This window comes from Streptomyces sp. NBC_01092 (assembly GCF_045039535.1).
Lineage (GTDB): Bacteria > Actinomycetota > Actinomycetes > Streptomycetales > Streptomycetaceae > Streptomyces.
Window position 1 is genome coordinate 1,567,925 of the sequence record NZ_CP108659.1, and the last position, 17,897, is coordinate 1,585,821.

A 17,897-nucleotide genomic window follows, 5' to 3' on the forward strand; every position below is an offset into this window, starting at 1 on the left:
CCGGCGCAGCATTCAAGAGTTCGGCGACGCCGGGGAGTTGAGGCGCTGATGCTGTTCACCCAACGCATCGAACCGCAACGATCAACGCCGCCGGCAGCAGCTGGACCAGCCCGCCGACCAAGCCGCCTCGTCCAGTCAGCCGCCCGCGGCCTGACGGTGAAGCATCTACCGGTGTCGGCGCTTGGTGCCTGTTTCACATATCAGGTGCAAGGTCTTGGTTGGCTGAAGCGAGCCGGACTGTCCATGGCACGCATGTGTTCCGGGGGTGCCCTCCAGCGCTCCGGCAAGTCCGTTCATTCCTGTTGTTCGTCGAAGGCTTGGCGGGCTGCGGCGGTCTCTGGTTGGTGGGTGATGGCCCACGTCGCCAAGGCCACAGCCGGCTCGATCAGGGTGCGTCCCATGGCGGTGAGGTTGTACTCCACGCGCGGGGGGACCTCGGCATGCACGGCGCGAGAGGGCCGCGGAGCTTCAAGGTGAGCATCCGCTGGGACACGCCGGGGATGCCGCGCTGCAATTCACTGAAGCGGAGTCGTCCTGAGCTGAGTGTGCCGATGGTCCGTCCGGCTCCCCCGTCGTGGTCGCTGTGGAACGCCACGCAATTCCCCACCGGAAGCGTCAGCTTCCCCATCCAGATGTTCGAGCCTGGGCAGCCGCGCGGGACTCCTGTGGCGGCCAGTCGGGGGCGGGGTCTTCGGCGAGCAGCGGCCGGAGGGCGCCGAGAATCGCGCCGATGCAGACGTCGCGCAGCTGGGTGCGGGTACAGGTCTCGTGGGTGAGCCAGTCGACGCAGAGGACCTGGACGAAGACCAGCCAGCTCTTCAGGACATCGGACACGGCCTCACGGGTGCTCTCGTCCGCGAGTGGGAGTACGGCAAGCAGTCGGGCACGGAGCGCGTCCAGCTCGTTCGTCATGATCGTCTGGATCACCGGGTCGCCTGCGAGGACCCGGTTCGCGGCGAGGACGGCGTGGCGGTTGGCCACGAAGTAGTCGAGATGGACATCCATGCCCTGGATGAGCTGCTCCACCAGGGAGTCGGCGGGGTGGAGCCGTGTCTCGGCGAGCAGTTGGTCCGCCGCCTGCTGGTAAACGGCTGCGAAGAGGGCGTGCTTGCTGGGGAAGTGACGGTAGAGCAGGGCCCGGGAGACACCGGCCTGTTCGGCGACTTCCTCCATCAGCACATCGGCGTAGGGGTGTGCGGCGAAGAGCCGTGCGCCGACGGCGAGGAGTTGGGCGCGGCGGTCGGCGGGCGTGAGTCGTCGGCGGGGAGGCATAAACGAAGGTTAGTTGACATGAGTCTACTAGCGCCTTCACTGTAGTAGACGCATGTCTACTAAGCTCCGTCGGGATGACTTGGAGGGATCATGGCCAGGGCTCTGCGCTTACTTGCACAGCTGATGGGCTGGACCTGTGCGGCGATCGGCCTGCTCCACGTAGCACTCGGCAACGCGGCGATCCCCGGCGCCGGTTCCGCCGGTACGACGGTCGACAGCTGGGGCCGGTTCATGGGAGCCATTTTCGTCGGCTACGGGCTGGCCTGGCTTTGGGCCGCACGACAGCGTCCGATCCCGGCGCGGGCGGTGCGGTGGCTGGCCGGCGTCTTCCTGCTGGGCGGTGTGGGGCGACTGCTCTCACTCGCCGTGCACGGCTGGCCGCAGTGGTTCCAGGTCGCACTGGCAGTGATCGAGCTCGGCCTACCGCCAGTGTTCTTCTGGCTGGCCGACGCAGAGGAGCGGACCCTGCGCACCAATGTGGAAGCGGTGCCCGCCGGGCGGTGAGTGCCCGAGCTCACCCAGATCGAACGCTTGGGCGGGGATGTGGGAGCCGCCCCCGCCACCGTCCCCGCCACCGCCCACGCGGCGGAGCCCCTGCCCCTGACCCAAGCCGTTGCCAGCCTGACCGTGGCCACCGAGTCCCGAGTTCCCGCTGTACCGGTCGATGTGGTCGAAGACGACCTGAGGTTCGTTGGCGCACGGGTGCAAGAGAGCGAGGACATGCTTGGGGTCGGGATTTCCAGCTCCTGGAGGACGTCGTCGGCCAGCTGCTGCGCGAAGGCCGTCGTGGTGCGCTTGGATCAGCTCGCTGGGATCGCGAACTCCACCCAGAGTGGGTAGTGGTCGGAGATGTGCCAGGACAGGTCGTTGCGTGTCTGCTCGCCCAGCAGTGCGTCGACGAAGTCGACCTGACCCCCGGCGACGGCTTCCAGCCTCAGAACCGGACGCTGCTTCTGTGCGATGCCGCCGTGCCAGGAGCAGGTGCCTCGTCCGGTGGAGTTGGAGAGGCTGCCGTCCGTGCAGACGGTGACTGCTGGCGGGGCAAGCGATGGTGTGGCCGGGATAGCAAAGGTGGGCCAGTCGCTGGGTGCCGGCGGTTGGGCCGTAGCGGACCTTGATGCCTCGGCGAGTGCTTCCTGTTGCAGTCGCTGCCAGCATTCGGCGAAGGTACCGCGGGTGCCGTCGCCGCAGTCTCGCTCGGGCCCGGGGTGCGGCGCGATCGGCTCTTCCGGTGCCGGCTCCGGCGTCCACTCGTCTACGTACTCGGTCGGAGTGCTGTCGTAGTCGACTGGGGTTTCGTAGTCGGGTTGCTGCGGCGTGCCAGCTGACAACGCCGCGAACACTGCTACGGGGACAGCGATGACGAGCCAACTGAGCGCCATGGCTTTACGGTCGGACGAGTTCACGGATCTCCCGCCGCCGGTCAGGTGAGATCGATGAGGGTGGGGACGGTCTCGGTCTCCAGGTTGTATTCGGAGAACTCCCACAGGGCGATCGTGGCATCGTCCGGCACGCGGTAGACGAACTGCATCTCGTCTTTGAAGCCGGGCTGGAGTTGGGCGTTGCATTCGGGGTTGCCTGCGACGTCGTAGAGGTCGTCGATCGTGTCGAAGCGGCGGGCCTGGTCGTCGATGAGGGCGTTGACGATCGGCAGTGAGCAGGTGAGGTCCATGCTGCTCGTGCCGTCGTTGGTGACGACGGTCTTGAGGGTGATGTATTTGGCGCCGGCGCCTGCCTTCTTGGTGGCGCCGGCGAGGGTGATGCTGTCGCCCTCCACTACCTTGGTGATCTTTACGGTTGCTCCGGCGTTGCTGGCTTCGTCGCCCACTTTGAAGTCGGCGGCGACCGCGGTTCCCGCTTCCTCTTCAGCTTCTGCAGCGTCCGCTTCGGGGGCCGGCGTGGTGGTGACCGTGACAGTGACGGTGGGCGCGGGTACGGCTTCACCGTCCCCGCCGGCGGCGACGCTGGCCGTGATGGTTGCCGCGATGGCAGCGGCGCTTACGGCTGCCGCGACGGCGAGGAGGACTGTGCGGGGCCTCGTCGGCGGCTGCTGCGGCTTGTGCTCGGGCATGGGTGGCGGCGTGGTGGTCTGGCTCATGGTCCCCCCAAGGATGCTGCTGTTGAGGAGTGCATCATTCCCGGCACAGCGGGCGTGTGGGGACGTTGTGGCGAAACTGTCCACCTACAGCTCGCCCGGCTTGCCGCTCATCGGCCAGGTCGCCTCCACCCCCAGCCGCTCCAGCCAGGGCCGCTTATCGGTGGCCGCATGCGCCAGGCACAGCCCGACCGAGGTCGCCGACGGCGCCTCCAGCGTCACCACCAGACCCACCACACACCGGCTGATTACATCGATCGCCACCGTCAAATACGGTCGGCCGATCGGAAGCCGGTGCTGTTCGTCGACCACGATCACATCCACTGGCGTGTGATCGATCTGGACCTGCTCCAACAGCTCGGTGACCGCGGGCGGCACACCCCCGGCCGACCGCAGCCGACGAGCCGCCTCGTTTCCCTCCCGCGCTGCGACCGAGGACACCGCGTCCAGCCGCGCGATCCGGCGCAACACCGTCCCCCGCGACGGAACCCGCAGACCGCGGACCCGGCAGCGGCGCGCAATCTCCCGGTGGACGGCCGCCACGGTCCGGCGCTGCCGCGTCAGGTACCGGGTGCGCAGCACTTCCTGAAGGATCGCCTCGGCCTCGTCGGGCAGCCGCCCGCCACCGCGTCCGCCGCTGGAGCGGCCCGGCAACAGGTCCGACACCACCCCCTCGCCTGCTCGCCACCGTCCGACCAGCACGTACACCTGGCGCCGGGATATTCGCAGCATCGCTGCGGCCTCGTCCGCATCCGCCAGCCCCACCGTGCTCTTCTCAGCGAGTGGCCCGATCACTTCGGCTTGCCGCAGCGCGGCATCCCACACCTCGTCCTGCGCGGTCAGCACCCCACGCTCGACCACCGCTCCACCTGCCATCCGCAAGCCCTCCGTCGCGCACACGACTACGGCCAAATCAACCGTAGTGCCATTGACTTCGGGGTGTCCGAAGAGTCCGCGCTTCCCTGCACTCGGCGATGAGCGCCCAGCTCATCCGTGCATGCGAGTACGGGACACTCACACGACCGTCGTCGCTCCCACCGACTTCTGGAATGATCCAGATGGCACATGCGCGCGTAGGGAGTAGTAATGGATGCCGGCGACTGGATCTCCGTCGGGTCCGGTGGTGTGGCTCTGGTGGCGGCAGGCATCGCGTTCTGGCAGGCCAGGACCGCATCCGACTCCGCAAAGCACGCCGACCGCCAAGCCCAGGCTGCCGAGGAGCAGCTGAGTATCGCCAGGCAGCAGACTCAGCAAGCCGAGCGCGTCCACCGCGAACAATTGGCGCTTGCTGAACAGGTGCACCGGGAGCAGAGCGAACCGTACGTGGTCGTGGACATCGGCCCTGACCGGCCGGGCTCCCCGTTGCTGGTGCTCAGCATCGAGAACACGGGGCCGACCATGGCTCGGGACTTGCGGATCCGGGTCACCCCGGATCTCGTGTCCAGCCATGACAACCTCACCGGACGACTGCAGCGGGCCGTGGCGCGCACCGTCCCGGTGTTGCCGCCGGGACGGCGTCTGGTGTTCGCCTTCGACGTCTACTACCGGCGTGAGTCGTCCGGGCTGCCGATGCAGTTCGACTTCACTGTCGACGCGGCGGGTCCGGCTGGGCCGGTGGAGACGCTGACGTATCGGGTGGACCTGGAGGTCCTTCAGGGGGTGCTGATGGGCGAGAGCCCGACCAAGCCTCTGGAAGAGGCCCTGGGAGGCATCTCGCGCTCAGTGGACGGGCTGACCAAGGCGACCGCGCGGGCCAATGGCGGGTCCCGCCGGCAGTCGGACGAGGAGATGCTGGCGACTCTGCGGGATCTCCAGGATGGCTCCGACGGCGACAACATGTAGGAACTCCGTCGTCGCGCACACGACTACGGCCACATCGCCCGTAATGCAGGCGGCTTCGAGGCCTCCGGAGAGTCCACAGTCCCCTGCACTTGACGACGAACCCCCAGCTCATCCGTGCATGCGACTTCGGGCATTGACACGTCGGGAGGGATCTTCAGAAAACGAAGGTTTGCTGAAGGGGCGTGCAGCCTCCGGCGGACCGGCTCCGCAGTGCGGTGCGTGGTCGATTCGATCGGGGTCGGCTCAGTGGGGTGCTGCATGCCGCCCGCCTTAAAGCCCCGGCCCTGGTGTGCGGCATGTCCCAGGCCTTCCTCGGTGCGCAACGGCATAACTTCTTCCTCGCAAGAGGACTGTCCGTAACTGGCAGCGCCATGCGTCGTCTCACCAGGGAGTGAGTCATGCCTGTTCAGGCGAAGAATTTCGGTTTTGGTATGCCGTGGGAGTCGCTCTACGGATATAGCCAGGCAATCCAGGTCGGTGACGCGGTGTACGTGTCTGGGCAGGTGTCCCATGACCGTGACGGCAACTTCGTTGGTGCCGGCGACTTCGAGCTCCAGGTCAACCACGCTGGCCAATCTGGACCTGGTGCTGAAGCACTTCGGGGCCGAGCGCAGCCAAATCGTGGAGAGCACGGTGCTGGTGAGGAACCTGCGGGAGAACTTCGACACGACGGCACGCCCTCACGCCGAGTACTTCGGGGAGCACCGGCCCACCAGCACGGTCATGGGTGTCTCTGACCTGGCACTACCCGACCAGTTGGTGGAGATCGGCGCGCTCGTGCGTCTCGACGTGAAGCCATAGGTCGGAGTCGGCCTGGCTCCCCCATTCATCTGTCGGGCTGCCGTACCTCTCCTGCCGCTTCTGGCCGCAGCAGTGGCCAGAAGCATGGGTCCAATCTGTCTCTTTAGCCCACGCGGTCGAACTTCGGCGGTCGACCCGCCGCGTGAACCACGCTTCTTGCGGTTGGGGAGCATCTTGCTGCCCAGGACCTCCTCTTCCGCGAAGCCCATACCGCGGACACATTCAGCGACGATCCAGTCATGGACGAGCAGATGCGGGCCATCTATGACCTGGTCAAGTACGGCCGAACCGCCTTCAACCAGTCCCCGCTGCGCATCGTCCTGGTCCGTAGGCCCGAGGCGCGCGAGCGTCTGCCGGCGCACACATAGCCGAGGGCAGCAAGGCAAACGCAGCCATAGCGCCGCTGTCCGCGATCCTCGCCACCGACTACGAGTTCCACGAGGAGCTGCCGAAGCTCGCGCCGTTCGCGCCCGACGCGAAGGACACGCACTTCGCCGAGCCCCCGCCGCTGTGAAACCTACCCAGACCAGTCAGTCCACCAATCCTTCAAAGGGCTGCCTGGAACCACCTACTCACGAACTAGGAAGTCGCCATGTCCTACCCAGAGCCCCGCTACCTCGGCGAAAGGGGCCAGGTCAGCGCACTGTTCCGACCTGCACCCCCGCAGCCCGACACCGGCTCGGGCGGCACCAACATCAGCTACGTGGCCAAGCAGGAGAGCACCAAGGGCGAGTTCGGCCTGTACAAGATCGACATGGAGCCGACGGCCATGGGCGCCACGGAACACTTCCACCGTACGATCTCCGAGTCCTTCTACGTCCTGTCCGGCGAGCTCCGGCTCTACAACGGCGAACGCTGGGTCACAGGAGGCGAGGGAGACTTCCTCTACGTACCGCCCGGCGGGCTCCACGCCTTCCAGAACGACAGCGACGGCCCGGTGTCGTTTCTGCTGCTCTTCACACCGGGAGCTCCCAGGGAGGAGTACTTCGAGAAGCTGGCGGAGTATTCACAGCGCCGCCGCGAAGAATTGAAAGCCTTCCGGATCAGGCACGACCAGTACAACACCGACATGCTCGACGACTAGGCTGCACTGAGTGCTGCGGTCCCTGTGTCACACGCCCGGGACTGCCCGAAAGCGGCCCGGCCGGTGCGGCCCGTCAGTCCCCGTCATCGGTGTCTTCAGGTGCGTCCGGGTCCCGGAAGGGACGCAAGCCCTGGCCGGGGCCGCTGGCCTTGATGTTGAGCGGGTAGCGGCCCAGGAAGTTGATGTGCCGGTCCTTGAGCGGGGAGAGCCGTGCGACGTCCTCGTCCTTGATGTCGTGGCCGTCGGCGCGGAGCTGGACGACGGCGGCGTCCAGGTAGCGGGTGTTCCACAGCACCACGGCGTTGAGGACCAGGCCGAGGGCGGCGAGCTGGTCCTCCTGGCCCTCTCGGTACGCCTGGCGGATCTGGCCCCGGCCGCCGTGGCAGATCGCGCGGGCGAGCCGGTGGCGGGACTCCTGCACGGTGAGCTGCCGGTTCATCAGCCGCCGGTAGGTGTCGTCGACCGGGTCGACCACCGCGAGCAGGTGCATGGTCTTGTCGATCCGTCCGTACTCGGCGAACGCGGCGCCCAGCGGGGTGGGGTGGCCCTCGCGGCCGAACATCCGCAACAGGTCGTAGGCCCGGACCTGGTTCGTGATGAGCGACCCCGCGACGCGGAGCATGTCCGGCCAGTGCGTTTCGATCCGCTTCAGGTTGACCTTGTTGCAGGCCACGGCCTCCAGCGGCCCGTACCCGGCAGCCGGGCCCTCGCCGTCGGGCAGGTCGGCCAGCCAGAACCGCTGGTCGGCCAGGTCACGGAAGCGCGGGGCGAAGCGGAAGCCGAGCATCTTGTACAGGCCGAAGGCCATGTCGGAGTACGAGGCGTTGTCGGTCGCGACCATCTCCGGCTTCACCCCGCCGTCGACGTTCAGCAGGGTGTCCAGCGTGTAGAGGCTGTCGCGCGGGGTGCCGCGTACGACCATCGAGCCGATGCCCACGACCTGGTCGTTGACGGCGTTGAGCCAGGTCACGCCCCGTTTGTACCCGTAGTACTTGGGCGAGGGCCCGGTGTTGATGCTCTTGACCGGGACGACGAAGCGCAGGCCGTCGACGGAGGCGTGCAGCCCGCCGCCCCGCACCTGGGCCAGCTCGATCGCGGACTGGGCGGTGATGAGCGCGGCGTTCGCCGCGGCGATGGTGTCGGCGCGCACGTAGTTCTGGTCGACGTGGGACAGCCGCGAGCGGGTCAGTGCCTTGCTCTCCGGTTCGATGACCGGGGTCAGGCCGATGTTGCAGCTCTGCGAGACCAGCAGCGCGACCAGGGAGACGAGCAGGTCTTCCATGCGGGTGCGCCGGTCGGAGACGTGGCCGAAGGAGTCGAGGAACCCGGTCCAGGAGTGCACTTCGAACAAGAGGTCCGGCAGGTCGATGCGGGGAAGCATCGCCTCCGTGGTGGTCTTCAGCCAGGTCAGCGACTCCGGCTCGCCCACCGCGCCGAGCTTGTCCACCGACAACTTGGCGCGTCAGCCGCCCTCGGGGACGACGACCTCCGCCTTCGCCTCGTCGCCGGCCTCCTCCATGCGGTCGGCCATCTGCCGCCACGCCGCATCCAGCCCCCGCGTGAGCTGAGCCAGGTGCCCGCTAGCGTCCTCGGTCAGGGACAGGCCCGCGAGGACGTCCGCGCGCATCGCCTCCCACCGAGACCCGTCCAGCAGCCGGGCGCGCGGTCCGCCCACCGATTCGACGGGGCGGCGAACATCGCGCCGGTTCAACGCGCGGTGCAGCTGCGCCAGCACGCACACCACGTACGCACCCCGGTCGACCGCGCCCTGCGGCAGCTTGGCGTTGGAGAACACCGCCCGCTTCCACATCGCCGGTACCAGCTCGGCGTCGACCTCGCGGGGCAGCAGAGGCCGGTCCTTGACCCTCCGGCGCGAGAGCGCAGGCAGGCGGCGCACCGCCTTCAGGATGCGCCGACCGGCCGGGGCGGCGCCCAGCGCGTCCGACTCGCCCAGCAGCGAAAGGAACGGGCGCACGGTGTTGTAGCGCAGGGCCAGCTTCTCGCGCATCGCCGCCTGGGCCGACCCGTCGTCCTCCGGCACCAGGGCCTCGACGGTCGTGACCGCCCCGGCCACCGCCGTACGCGGCACTGCTTCCTCGACCGCCGCCCACAGCGCCGCGACGTCCAGGTCCGCCTCGTGCTCGGCGACCAGGTCCAGTTCCTCGGTGAGAATCTTCGACGCCTTCGCCAAAATGCGGGCCGCCCTCTCCAGCTGCGGCAGCATCGCGAGGCGATCCCGCTCCGATGCCCACCGGGCCGGGCTGATCAGCCGGTTCGCCATCAGCAACGCGAACAAGTCCAGGGCATCGTCGACCGCCTGCTCCTCCAACTGGCGCACCACCGCCGTCAACAGCGGGGTACGCCGCGGCTCGGGCGCCCGCTCGATCGTCTGCGCCTTGCTCAGCTGCCCGTACCGGGCCGGCGCGGACAGCCGATTCACCGGCACCCGCGACAGATTCACCCGCCCCAACGCGCACGCGGAGATCTCCTCCACCCGCTCCATGGCCCGCACCATCGCCGTGCCCGTCGTCTTCACCGGCGGCGTACGCAGCCGCTCCAACTCCGAGACCCGCTTGCCCTCCGGCACCACCAGCAACTCCGCCAGCGCCGGCGCGAGCGCGCGATCAGCCCGGTGCGTCGCCCGCGTCACCGCCTCGTACAGGCGCCGCTCGGCCGCCGTACGCGCCTCCGAAACCTGTCGGGCCAGCACCGAGACGCCCGGCAGCAGTACCCGGTTCTTCCGCAGCCACGTCACCGCGTGGTTGAAGAGGGCCACCGGCCCCTCGGCGTGCGTCCACGCCCGCCCGTACAGAAAGCCGCGGAACTCCCGACCCCATCTCGGATCGGTGAAGTCGCGGTACTTGAACCGATCCTGGATCTCCTCCGCGTGCTCGTACGGCGTTCTGCGGCGCTCCGGATACCGCTTCACGCACGAGACGTCCTCGATGCCGAGCTGCCCGGCCAGGTACTCCACGACCTCCCACAGCACCGCCAGCGGATCATCAGCCAGGAACCGACCGATGAAGCGGACCGTGCAGATCTGCACCGCCATTCCGAGCCGATGCGTGTCCGTACGCCTCAGCGCGATCAGATCGCGGTCGTCATCGTCGAGGAAGAAGAACCGCTCCAGCTCCGGACGCGTGGGCACCGCGGTGAACGTCCCGTACGCCTCGGCCTGCTCGTCAGTCAGAAACTCCACCGGCACGGCCGGGACCGTGGTCACCTGAGATGCCCGCCCGGCGGGTATCGCCGATCCCCAGCAGTGCCACCGGACGGTGTGCTAGCCGGCCAAGATCAATCTCAGCGGCACTTTCTGTACCTCAACTACTCACACCCGGATAGGCAGGCCGGTGCCCTGGTATCCGCCGTCGGCGATGACCGGGGCTCCGCGGCAGGCCCGGTCGACGCCGGACTCCGTGAAGGCCCGGCAGTGGTTGCGGCTGCCGGGCAACGGGATCCCGATGGCCACGACCAGGCGGCTGTTGGCGTCGATGACGACTTGGAGGTTGGTCGAGTACCGATAGTTCTTGCTGGACGCGGCGATGCTGCGGTCCCGGGTGGGCACCAGGGCGCTGCGTGGCCGGCGGGCCGGTGAGATGGCCGGCAGCGGTGCCAGATGGTCGAGGATGCAGTCGGCCGCGGACTTCGAGATCCCGAACAGTGGTGCCACCTGCCGCAACGTGAGATTCGTGCGCCAGTACGTGGCCACCAACAGGACGCGGTCTGCCAGCGGCAGCTGCCAGGGGCGGCCCCGCTGAACGTCGCCACCACGGCGCCGCACCAACGCCACCAGCCTGGCGAACTGCACCTCGGTCAACCCGGAAAACGGCTCGATCCACTTCGGATCATCCGCCGAGATCACCACACCCATGTCAGTCCAACGCACCAACCGCCACACCGGCTACGGGACAACCCCTAGCCACCCTGAAAGCTGTTGTCGCTGAGCGGGGCCGACGCATTGTCCGGTGTGGACCGGCACGGCCGGTCCTGGCAGCCCCGGCCTGCTTTCGCGCGGTCCGCTGGAGCCGCTCGTGGTCAGGGTGGTGCTGCGGCTCAGTTCTCGCCCGCATCACGCATGAGGGCGGTGACGGCGGCTGATGTGACGGCGGGGGTCAGGCCGGGGTGATCGAGCGGGGGCAGGGTCTGGCCTGGTTGGGTCTGTTCGATGAGGGCGCGGACGGCCGCGATGCGGGCATGTGCAGTTATGGGTTTGCCCGTGGCGACCGTGGCGGCCAGCAGACCGGGAAGGGCATGCAGGGGCCGGGGACCGGTGGTGGCCGCGGCGAAGGGCGGGGGTGTTTCCGGGCGTGCGTGGAGGACGGGTATGCCGGCAGGAGGGGCGAGCAGGCCGAACAGGTCGACGATCAGGTCCGTCCGGTCGGCAAGCTGGTGGAGGGGCTGGATTCCCTGGGCGAGAGGATCGTAGAGCGTGAGGTCGGCGATGCCGCTGGCGATGAGGAGGCCGCCCAGGTCACCGCCGCGGTTGGGGGACACGCAGACCACACGAGCCTGCCGCACGTCGATGTCGTGGAGCCGCAGCGCGGTGTATGCCGCGGCGGCAGTGGCGATGGCAAGACCGTCGTTGATGGAGTCCAGCAGCAGGACGGGGCAGTCGGTGAGGGCGGCCCGGGCGGCATGGACGTGGTCGAGGCGGGTGTGGATGAAGACGGCTGCGATGACGCCGGGGGCGAGCAAGCGCACGGTGGCGGCCAGGTCCCCGGCGCTGTCGGCGGCGACGGGCAGAGGCAGGATGTCCAGGCCCGTGGTGCGGCGCAGGTGGACCGCCTGGGATTCCACCGCAGGCAGGGCGGCGGAGGCGGGCAGGCGATCGAAGTCCAGGACCGCGCTCGCGTCGGACATGAGAGCTACCCGGTGTGCCCGGCCGGTGTACCGGTTGATGTGTTCGGGGTGGTCGACCAGGTGCCTGATGACTCGGCGGTCGGCGTCCGCATCCAGCAGCGCGACGTCGTGGTCGCTGGCTGTCGAGGCCCGGATGCTCTGGCTGAGCTTGCCGGTGGAGGCGGCGGCGAATACCAGGTCCTCGCACAGGAGGAGGTCGGCGCCCAGGCGGTCCCGCAGAGTGCCGGTGAGCCATGACAGTGTCGAGCCGCTGTCGGCGTCCAGCAGCACCCGGTGCGCGCCCGTGATATCCGGCGGACAGGTCTGAGTGCTGACGGCGCCCGGCGCGTCCGCGGCGATCGCATCCACAGCGGCACGGGCTTGTGCGGGGACGTGGATGCGGATGCTGAAGGCCGGATTCGCGCTGGCAGGGGGTGTGGCGGGCAAGAGGGTCGGCTTTCTGTGCGTGAATCGGCTACGACGACAGCGTCCCATGAGCACGCCATAGGGCATCGTGCACGATCCGTGGGGTCCATGGGGTCCATGGGGTCCATGGGGTCCATGGGGTCCATGGGGTCCATGGGAGAGGCAACCCCACGATCATCCGGCGGCGAAGGCGCCGTCGCCGTCCCGTACGGGCACGACCGCGCAGGTGTCCTCCTCGGCGGCAATCGCCATGTCCTCGACGAAACCCATCGCGGCCAACTGACGGCCGGAAGAGCCGGCGGCGACCGCGTGAGCGACGTCGGCGGTGCCTTCGTAGGCCGCCTTCGCGGCGGCTGCCTCCGGGGAGAGCGGGCCCGCGCTCTGGGCGTTCAGCTCGGAGACGAGGGCGCCCGCGCCGAGCAGGTCCTCCAACGCCGGGCGCAGGCTCCCGTCCGGCCACCGCTCGCCCGCTGCGATCACGGCAACGGGATGCTCGGGGGTGCCGTAACCGTGGGCGGTGAGCCAGCCGCCGACGGCGGTGACATTGCGAAGGCAGGCGGCGACCAGGCGCACATCGCGTGGCGCCGCGGCGCAGATGGCGGCGCCGTTGGGGGAGGGCAGAACCAGGCGGGCCACGTAGGGCGCCTGACGCAGGTGCGCTGGCGAGAGCGACCATGGCGTGGCGGGTGTGACGTCGGCCCGGTGGACAGCCATCTGCGCGCCGGACTGGCGGGCATAGGCCGCGGCGGCCTTCTCGATACCGGCCCGCTCGGCGCCAGTGGGGTACTGATGCGGCCACCGGAAGGGAAGGACCCGCGTGCCCTTCCCGACGGCGACGCTCACCGCCGTGGTGAACGACAGCACGTCGACCACGACCAGACAGACCGCCTCCCTGACCAGACGGTCCTCCCCCACTCTCGGCTTCGCTCGAGCGGGGGGACCCCCATCGGCGGGCCCCCACTCGAAGCGGACCCCGTTGCCGGACTGCGTGGGCCAGTCCCCCATCAGCCACCCCCCTCTTGTGCCTCAGCCCTGACCGGTCTCCGGGACGGGCTGTACGGCACGGCCGCCAAAGGACAGCTTCAGCAGGCTGTCGTGGCCGCAGCGCGGGCATCTGCCGTTCGCCCCGACGGCAGTGGGGCGGCATTTGAGGCGGCAGGCGGGGCACTTGAGCCAGGTGACGCCGGTGCCGCGCAGCGGGGTGATCCTCACGCAATCCTCCTCACAGGACCTCAGGAATTGCTAATGTTAGCAATTCCTGAGGTCATCACCGCTGGGTTCGCCGGTTCGATTCCTCGTACTCGGGTTCAGCGCCGCCGGCGCCGCAGGCGAGGATGGGCCGCATGTATGTGACGAGTGGGTGGATGCGATGCGCCGAGGCCCGGCCGGTGGGGCCGTGCTGTTGTGTCGGGGAGGCGACGACACGATGAGTACGCCGCTGTACCAACTGAAGGCCGAGTTCTTCAAGACCCTCGGCCACCCGGCACGCATCCGGGTCCTGGAGTTGCTCAGCGAGCGCGAGCACGCGGTCGCCGAGATGCTGCCCGAGGTCGGTATCGAGCCCGCCCACCTGTCCCAGCAGCTCGCCGTACTGCGCAGGGCGAACCTGGTCGTGACCCGCAAGGAGGGCTCGACCGTCTACTACTCGCTGACCAGCCCGCACGTCGCGGAGCTCCTCCGGGTGGCACGGACGATCCTGTCCGGCGTGCTCGCCGGACAGGCAGAGCTGCTCGCCGACCTGCAGGCCGCACAGGGGGAGGCGAAGCCGCCGTCGTAGCGACGGCCCTCGATCGGCGGCCGTCTCCTGGGAGATGGACAGCACTCTCCGGCGGCGGGAGGCGGCCGCCTTCACCTGAAGCCTGCGTAAGCACAAAGTAGAGCAAAGCATCGGGAAAATGCCGTAACTCCACTCACAGGATGGCCTGTTGGTCACCTGCGAACAGTCCTCACCGTCACGGGGAGGGTTCATGGGCCTGTTGCGCAAGATCCGCACCACCGGGAGGGTGGCCGAACCCGCGCCGCCGCGCCCAGCGGGCGATGTCCCGCAGAAGGCACGCGAGTTCGGTGGGTCCGTGCAGGTGCGGTGCGTGGACGCCGGCTCCTGCAACGGCTGTGAGATCGAGATCGCGGCGGCCTTCAACCCGGTGTACGACGCAGAGCGGTACGGTGCCCGGCTGGTGGCCTCGCCCCGGCATGCGGACGTGGCGCTGGTGACCGGGCCGGTGACGCGGAACATGGCGGAGCCGCTGCGGCGCACGGTGGCGGCGATGCCGGAACCGCGGCTGGTGGTCGCGGTCGGAGACTGCGCGATCAACTGCGGCGAGTTCGCGGGCGGTTACGGCGTCGAGGGCGCCGTCGCCGATGTCGTAGACGTGGATCTGGCCGTGCCCGGGTGCCCCCCGGAGCCGGAGGAGATCGTGGCGGCCCTGCGGAGAGTGACCGGACGGTGAGTGCGATTCCGGCCGCCCTCGCGACGGCCACCGGGCTGGGCGGCGCGGGCGCGCTGGCCGGTCTCGGACTGCCGTACCAGCTGCGTGTTCCGGTCGTTGGAGTCCTGACGGCGGGTGTTGAGGCGGCGGGTGGTACGGCGGGTGTGGCTGCACTGGGCGGAAACCTCTGGGCAGGGCCCGAAGCGGTATCCGTCGAACTGGGCGGCTCTCGTCTCGCCCGTCGTGATCCTTGCCTGCGGCGCTCTGCTCGCGTCGGCCGTCCTCGACGACGGCCCACGGACGGCGTACTCCGGGCTCCTGCGCGCGGACGCGCTGACCGCGTGGATGCTGCTGGTGGTCGGCGCGGTCGCGCTGATCGCTTGCGGCTCCACACCCTCGTACCTGGCAGGCGAACTGGCCGCGGGACGGGCCACCGCCCAGACTGCGTGGCGCTACCACATCCTCGTGCAGGCGTTCCTGGCCGCCATGTGCCTGGCGGTGGTGACCGCGAACCTCGGCGTGCTGTGGGTGGCCATCGAGGCCACCACCATCGTCACCGCGTTCCTCGTCGGCCACCGCCACACCCGCACGTCGGTGGAGGCGGCCTGGAAGTACGTGGTGATCTGCTCGGCAGGGATCGCGCTCGCCTTCCTCGGCACGGTGCTGATCTACTACGCGGCCCGGCAGGCGGGCATCGCCGAGGCGTGGGCACTGGACTGGCCCACCCTCGTCACCCACGCCGACCGCCTCGACCCGGCGGTCACCCGGCTCGGCATCACCCTCGTGATCCTCGGCTTCGGCGCCAAGGCCGGCCTGATCCCGCTGCACGCCTGGCTGCCCGACGCGCACAGCCAGGCCCCCGCGCCGGTCTCCGCGCTGATGTCCGGGGTGCTGTTGTCGGTCGCCTTCGCCGCGATCCTGCACTACCGGGTCATCGCGGACGCGGCCCTCGGGGTCGGTTTCACCCGGGTCCTGCTGGCCGGGATCGCCCTGCTCACCCTCGCGCTGGCGGCCGGGCTGCTGCTCGCCCAGCGCGACTACAAGCGGATGCTCGCCTACTCGTCCATGGAACACATGAGCCTGATCGCGCTGGCCGCGGCGATCGGCAGCCCGCTGGCCCTGTCCGCCGGCCTGCTGCACATCGCCGGGCACGGTCTCGCCAAGTCCGTCGCCTTCTGCGCCTAAGGCCGGATCCTGCAGATCACCGGCACGGCGCGGATCGGACGGGTGCGCGAACTGCTGGCCCGGGCTCCCGCGCCGGCAGGGGCGTTCGGGCTCGCGGTCGTGGCACTGCTGGCCTTCCCGCCCTTCAGCCTCTTCGCCTCCGAACTCGGCATCGCCCGCGCCGGTTTCGCGGCCGGCGCCGGCCTGGGCTGGGCCACGGCGGTGGCACTGCTGCTCGTCCTGGTGGCCTTCGCCGCGCTGGCCGCCCGCACCGCCCGGATGCTGCTGGGGCCCGGCGAGCCGGCTGAGAAGAGTTCATCCGCTGTGTGGCCGCTTGCCCTCGGGCTGGCCGCCTGCGCCGCATTGGGCGTGGCCACCGGACCGCTCACCGACCTGCTGCACGCCGCCGCCCGGGCGATCGGAGGCCACTGAAGCGATGCGCACCGCCCACGACATCAACGCCACCGAACTGCCGGGCAAGGCCGAGACGTTGCTGGCGGACGGCCACCGTCTCGCGCTGGTCGCCGCGCACCACGACGAGCATGGGATGCGCGTGGTGTACCTGTTCGTGACCGGGGCGCCCGACACCCGCACCGAACTGCACGTACGCCTCGACACCGACCGGCCCGAGGTTCCGAGCCTCGCCCATCTGTCCTTCCCCGCAGGCCGGTTCGAGCGGGAGATGCGCGACCTGTTCGGCATTGTCCCCCTCGATCACCCGCTGCCCCGCCGTCTCGTACGGCACTTCCACTGGCCGCGCGGCTGGTACCCCATGCGGCCCGACGCCGGACCACCACCTGCCTTCGGCGAACAGGAAGGCCCCTACCCCTTCCTGGAAGTGGAAAGAGACGGCGTCTACGAGATCCCTGTCGGCCCGGTCCACACCGGCCTGATCGAGCCCGGCCACTTCCGCTTCTCCGTCGTCGGCGAGACCATCCTCAAGCTCAAGGCACGCCTCTGGTTCGTCCACAAGGGCGTGGAAAAGCTCTTCGAGGGGCGCTCGACCGCGGCCGGGCTCCCGCTCGCCGAACGCATCAGCGGCGACACGGCCGTCGGTCACGCCCTCGCGTACTGCCTGGCCGTGGAGGAGGCCACCGGCACCGAGGTTCCGGCCGAGGCGCAGCGTGCCCGCGCGATGCTCCTGGAGCTGGAGCGGATCCACAACCACGTCGCCGACCTCGGCATGCTCTGCAACGACGTCGGCCACGGCATCCTCAACGCCCACGCTCAGCGCGTCCGCGAGCAACTCCTGCGCCTCAACCGGGAGATCACCGGCCATCGACTGCTGCGCGGCGGCGTGGTCCCCGGCGGCGCGGCCCTGCGCGCACTGCCCGATCCGGCCCGGCTGAAGGCGATCGGCGGGGACATCCGCGAGATCACCGGCCTCGCCCTGGGCCACTCCACCGTCCACGACCGGTTCACCGGCACCGCAATCCTCCGCACCGATGCTGCCCGGAGCATCGGCTGCCTCGGCTACGTCGCCCGCGCCAGCGGCCTGGCCGCCGACGCCCGCGTCGCCCACCCCTTCACGCCGTACGACGACACCGGCCTCGCCGTGCCCGTCCACGACAGCGGCGACGTCCTGGCTCGCTTCCTGGTCCGTGCGGAGGAGATCGACACCTCCCTCGCCCTGATCGAGCAGTTCGCCGAGGGGCTGTCGGCCCCTAGGGCGGTGCTGGCGCCCTCACCCGAGCCCGGTATGGGCCCCCGCACCGGTGTGGGCCTCGTGGAGGGCTGGCGCGGAACCATTGCCACCCGCATCGAGCTCGCCCTCGACGGGACGCTGGCCCGCGTCAAACCGGTCGACCCGTCCTTCTTCAACTGGCCCGCCCTGCCCGTGGCGCTGGCGGACACGATCGTCCCGGACTTCCCGCTGACCAACAAGAGCTTCAACCTCTCCTACGCGGGCAACGACCTCTGACGGCCTCAGATGTCTCCCTGTACC

At 69.4% G+C, this 17,897-nt stretch carries 17 protein-coding genes and 4 pseudogenes; 10 read left to right on the forward strand and 11 right to left on the reverse strand.

What is annotated here, in order from left to right; all coding sequences use genetic code 11:
- Window positions 1-293: 293 nt before the first annotated feature.
- The 3 genes from OG254_RS06750 to OG254_RS06760 are packed head-to-tail and all read right to left on the reverse strand — an operon-like array spanning window position 294 to window position 1,272.
- The gene (locus OG254_RS06750) at window positions 294-422 is read right to left on the reverse strand and encodes a hypothetical protein (RefSeq protein WP_405578315.1); all 129 of its coding nucleotides are present in this window, start codon (window positions 420-422) and stop codon (window positions 294-296) included.
- Window positions 386-628, reverse strand: a complete 243-nt coding sequence (locus OG254_RS06755; RefSeq protein WP_405578318.1) for a winged helix-turn-helix transcriptional regulator — start codon at window positions 626-628, stop codon at window positions 386-388. Before OG254_RS06755 ends, OG254_RS06750 begins: the two co-directional genes overlap by 37 nt.
- Window positions 616-1,272 carry a TetR/AcrR family transcriptional regulator gene (locus tag OG254_RS06760; protein ID WP_405578320.1) on the reverse strand — a complete coding sequence of 219 codons (657 nt, stop codon included), beginning with the start codon at window positions 1,270-1,272 and terminating at the stop codon, window positions 616-618. Before OG254_RS06760 ends, OG254_RS06755 begins: the two co-directional genes overlap by 13 nt.
- Before the next feature lie 90 nt (window positions 1,273-1,362).
- Between OG254_RS06760 and OG254_RS06765 the strand changes: the two genes are divergently transcribed.
- Window positions 1,363-1,776: a DUF4345 domain-containing protein gene (locus OG254_RS06765; protein WP_405578323.1), complete on the forward strand. Its 414-nt coding sequence runs from the start codon at window positions 1,363-1,365 to the stop codon at window positions 1,774-1,776.
- Between the two features lie 296 nt (window positions 1,777-2,072).
- On the opposite strand, the gene OG254_RS06770 is transcribed toward OG254_RS06765, so the two are convergent.
- From OG254_RS06770 to OG254_RS06780, 3 genes and pseudogenes are all read right to left on the reverse strand, one after another.
- Window positions 2,073-2,678 (reverse strand): hypothetical protein, encoded by a 606-nt coding sequence (locus OG254_RS06770; RefSeq protein ID WP_405578326.1) that lies wholly within the window; start codon window positions 2,676-2,678, stop codon window positions 2,073-2,075.
- Window positions 2,679-2,695: 17 nt separating this feature from the next.
- Window positions 2,696-3,370, reverse strand: coding sequence for a hypothetical protein (locus OG254_RS06775; RefSeq protein ID WP_405578328.1), 675 nt, complete (start codon window positions 3,368-3,370; stop codon window positions 2,696-2,698).
- Window positions 3,371-3,466: 96 nt separating this feature from the next.
- A pseudogene (locus OG254_RS06780) lies at window positions 3,467-4,243 on the reverse strand (DNA-binding domain-containing protein); the annotation flags it as partial.
- 210 nt (window positions 4,244-4,453) lie between these two features.
- On the opposite strand from OG254_RS06780, the gene OG254_RS06785 reads away from it, so the two are divergent.
- The 4 genes and pseudogenes from OG254_RS06785 (at window position 4,454) to OG254_RS06800 (ending at window position 7,094) form a co-directional block, all read left to right on the forward strand.
- Window positions 4,454-5,209, forward strand: a complete 756-nt coding sequence (locus OG254_RS06785) for a hypothetical protein (RefSeq protein ID WP_405578331.1) — start codon at window positions 4,454-4,456, stop codon at window positions 5,207-5,209.
- A 510-nt stretch (window positions 5,210-5,719) separates the two neighbouring features.
- Entirely contained in the window at window positions 5,720-6,010 is a 291-nt protein-coding gene (locus OG254_RS06790; RefSeq protein WP_405578333.1) for a RidA family protein, read from the forward strand.
- Between the two features lie 176 nt (window positions 6,011-6,186).
- Window positions 6,187-6,515, forward strand: a pseudogene (locus OG254_RS06795) (nitroreductase family protein); the annotation flags it as partial.
- An 87-nt stretch (window positions 6,516-6,602) separates the two neighbouring features.
- Window positions 6,603-7,094 carry a cupin domain-containing protein gene (locus OG254_RS06800; protein ID WP_405578336.1) on the forward strand — a complete coding sequence of 164 codons (492 nt, stop codon included), beginning with the start codon at window positions 6,603-6,605 and terminating at the stop codon, window positions 7,092-7,094.
- A gap of 73 nt (window positions 7,095-7,167) precedes the next feature.
- Here OG254_RS06800 and OG254_RS06805 read toward each other — a convergent pair.
- The 5 genes and pseudogenes from OG254_RS06805 to OG254_RS06825 all read right to left on the reverse strand — a co-directional run bounded on the left by OG254_RS06805 (window position 7,168) and on the right by OG254_RS06825 (window position 13,571).
- Window positions 7,168-10,299 (reverse strand): annotated as a pseudogene (locus tag OG254_RS06805) (Tn3 family transposase).
- 132 nt (window positions 10,300-10,431) lie between these two features.
- Window positions 10,432-10,965, reverse strand: a pseudogene (locus OG254_RS06810) (transposase family protein); the annotation flags it as partial.
- A 182-nt stretch (window positions 10,966-11,147) separates the two neighbouring features.
- Window positions 11,148-12,302 carry a malic enzyme-like protein gene (locus tag OG254_RS06815; protein WP_405578338.1) on the reverse strand — a complete coding sequence of 385 codons (1,155 nt, stop codon included), beginning with the start codon at window positions 12,300-12,302 and terminating at the stop codon, window positions 11,148-11,150.
- 231 nt (window positions 12,303-12,533) lie between these two features.
- Window positions 12,534-13,274: a 2-phosphosulfolactate phosphatase gene (locus tag OG254_RS06820; RefSeq protein WP_405578341.1), complete on the reverse strand. Its 741-nt coding sequence runs from the start codon at window positions 13,272-13,274 to the stop codon at window positions 12,534-12,536.
- Between the two features lie 111 nt (window positions 13,275-13,385).
- On the reverse strand, window positions 13,386-13,571 hold the full coding sequence (locus OG254_RS06825) for a hypothetical protein (protein WP_405578344.1): 186 nt from the start codon (window positions 13,569-13,571) through the stop codon (window positions 13,386-13,388).
- A gap of 214 nt (window positions 13,572-13,785) precedes the next feature.
- Here OG254_RS06825 and OG254_RS06830 point away from each other — a divergent pair, with 214 nt between their 5' ends.
- The 5 genes from OG254_RS06830 (at window position 13,786) to OG254_RS06850 (ending at window position 17,873) form a co-directional block, all read left to right on the forward strand.
- Window positions 13,786-14,136: a metalloregulator ArsR/SmtB family transcription factor gene (locus tag OG254_RS06830; RefSeq protein ID WP_048820334.1), complete on the forward strand. Its 351-nt coding sequence runs from the start codon at window positions 13,786-13,788 to the stop codon at window positions 14,134-14,136.
- 190 nt (window positions 14,137-14,326) lie between these two features.
- Entirely contained in the window at window positions 14,327-14,809 is a 483-nt protein-coding gene (locus OG254_RS06835) for an NADH-quinone oxidoreductase subunit B family protein (RefSeq protein WP_405578346.1), read from the forward strand.
- 114 nt (window positions 14,810-14,923) lie between these two features.
- Entirely contained in the window at window positions 14,924-15,973 is a 1,050-nt protein-coding gene (locus OG254_RS06840) for a proton-conducting transporter membrane subunit (RefSeq protein ID WP_405578348.1), read from the forward strand.
- A 42-nt stretch (window positions 15,974-16,015) separates the two neighbouring features.
- Complete coding sequence (locus tag OG254_RS06845; protein WP_405578351.1) at window positions 16,016-16,384, forward strand: hypothetical protein; 369 nt, start codon at window positions 16,016-16,018, stop codon at window positions 16,382-16,384.
- Between the two features lie 4 nt (window positions 16,385-16,388).
- The gene (locus OG254_RS06850; RefSeq protein ID WP_405578354.1) at window positions 16,389-17,873 is read left to right on the forward strand and encodes an NADH-quinone oxidoreductase subunit C; all 1,485 of its coding nucleotides are present in this window, start codon (window positions 16,389-16,391) and stop codon (window positions 17,871-17,873) included.
- Window positions 17,874-17,897 lie beyond the last annotated feature (24 nt).

Bases quoted from the DNA above. Each gene is read 5' to 3' on its own strand.
- OG254_RS06765 (WP_405578323.1), top strand. From the start codon at position 1,363: ATGGCCAGGGCTCTGCGCTTACTTGCACAGCTGATGGGCTGGACCTGT.
- OG254_RS06755 (WP_405578318.1), bottom strand. From the start codon at position 628: ATGGGGAAGCTGACGCTTCCGGTGGGGAATTGCGTGGCGTTCCACAGC.
- OG254_RS06800 (WP_405578336.1), top strand. From the start codon at position 6,603: ATGTCCTACCCAGAGCCCCGCTACCTCGGCGAAAGGGGCCAGGTCAGC.
- OG254_RS06850 (WP_405578354.1), top strand. From the start codon at position 16,389: ATGCGCACCGCCCACGACATCAACGCCACCGAACTGCCGGGCAAGGCC.
- OG254_RS06835 (WP_405578346.1), top strand. From the start codon at position 14,327: ATGGGCCTGTTGCGCAAGATCCGCACCACCGGGAGGGTGGCCGAACCC.
- OG254_RS06790 (WP_405578333.1), top strand. From the start codon at position 5,720: ATGACCGTGACGGCAACTTCGTTGGTGCCGGCGACTTCGAGCTCCAGG.
- OG254_RS06760 (WP_405578320.1), bottom strand. From the start codon at position 1,272: ATGCCTCCCCGCCGACGACTCACGCCCGCCGACCGCCGCGCCCAACTC.
- OG254_RS06775 (WP_405578328.1), bottom strand. From the start codon at position 3,370: ATGAGCCAGACCACCACGCCGCCACCCATGCCCGAGCACAAGCCGCAG.
- OG254_RS06785 (WP_405578331.1), top strand. From the start codon at position 4,454: ATGGATGCCGGCGACTGGATCTCCGTCGGGTCCGGTGGTGTGGCTCTG.
- OG254_RS06830 (WP_048820334.1), top strand. From the start codon at position 13,786: ATGAGTACGCCGCTGTACCAACTGAAGGCCGAGTTCTTCAAGACCCTC.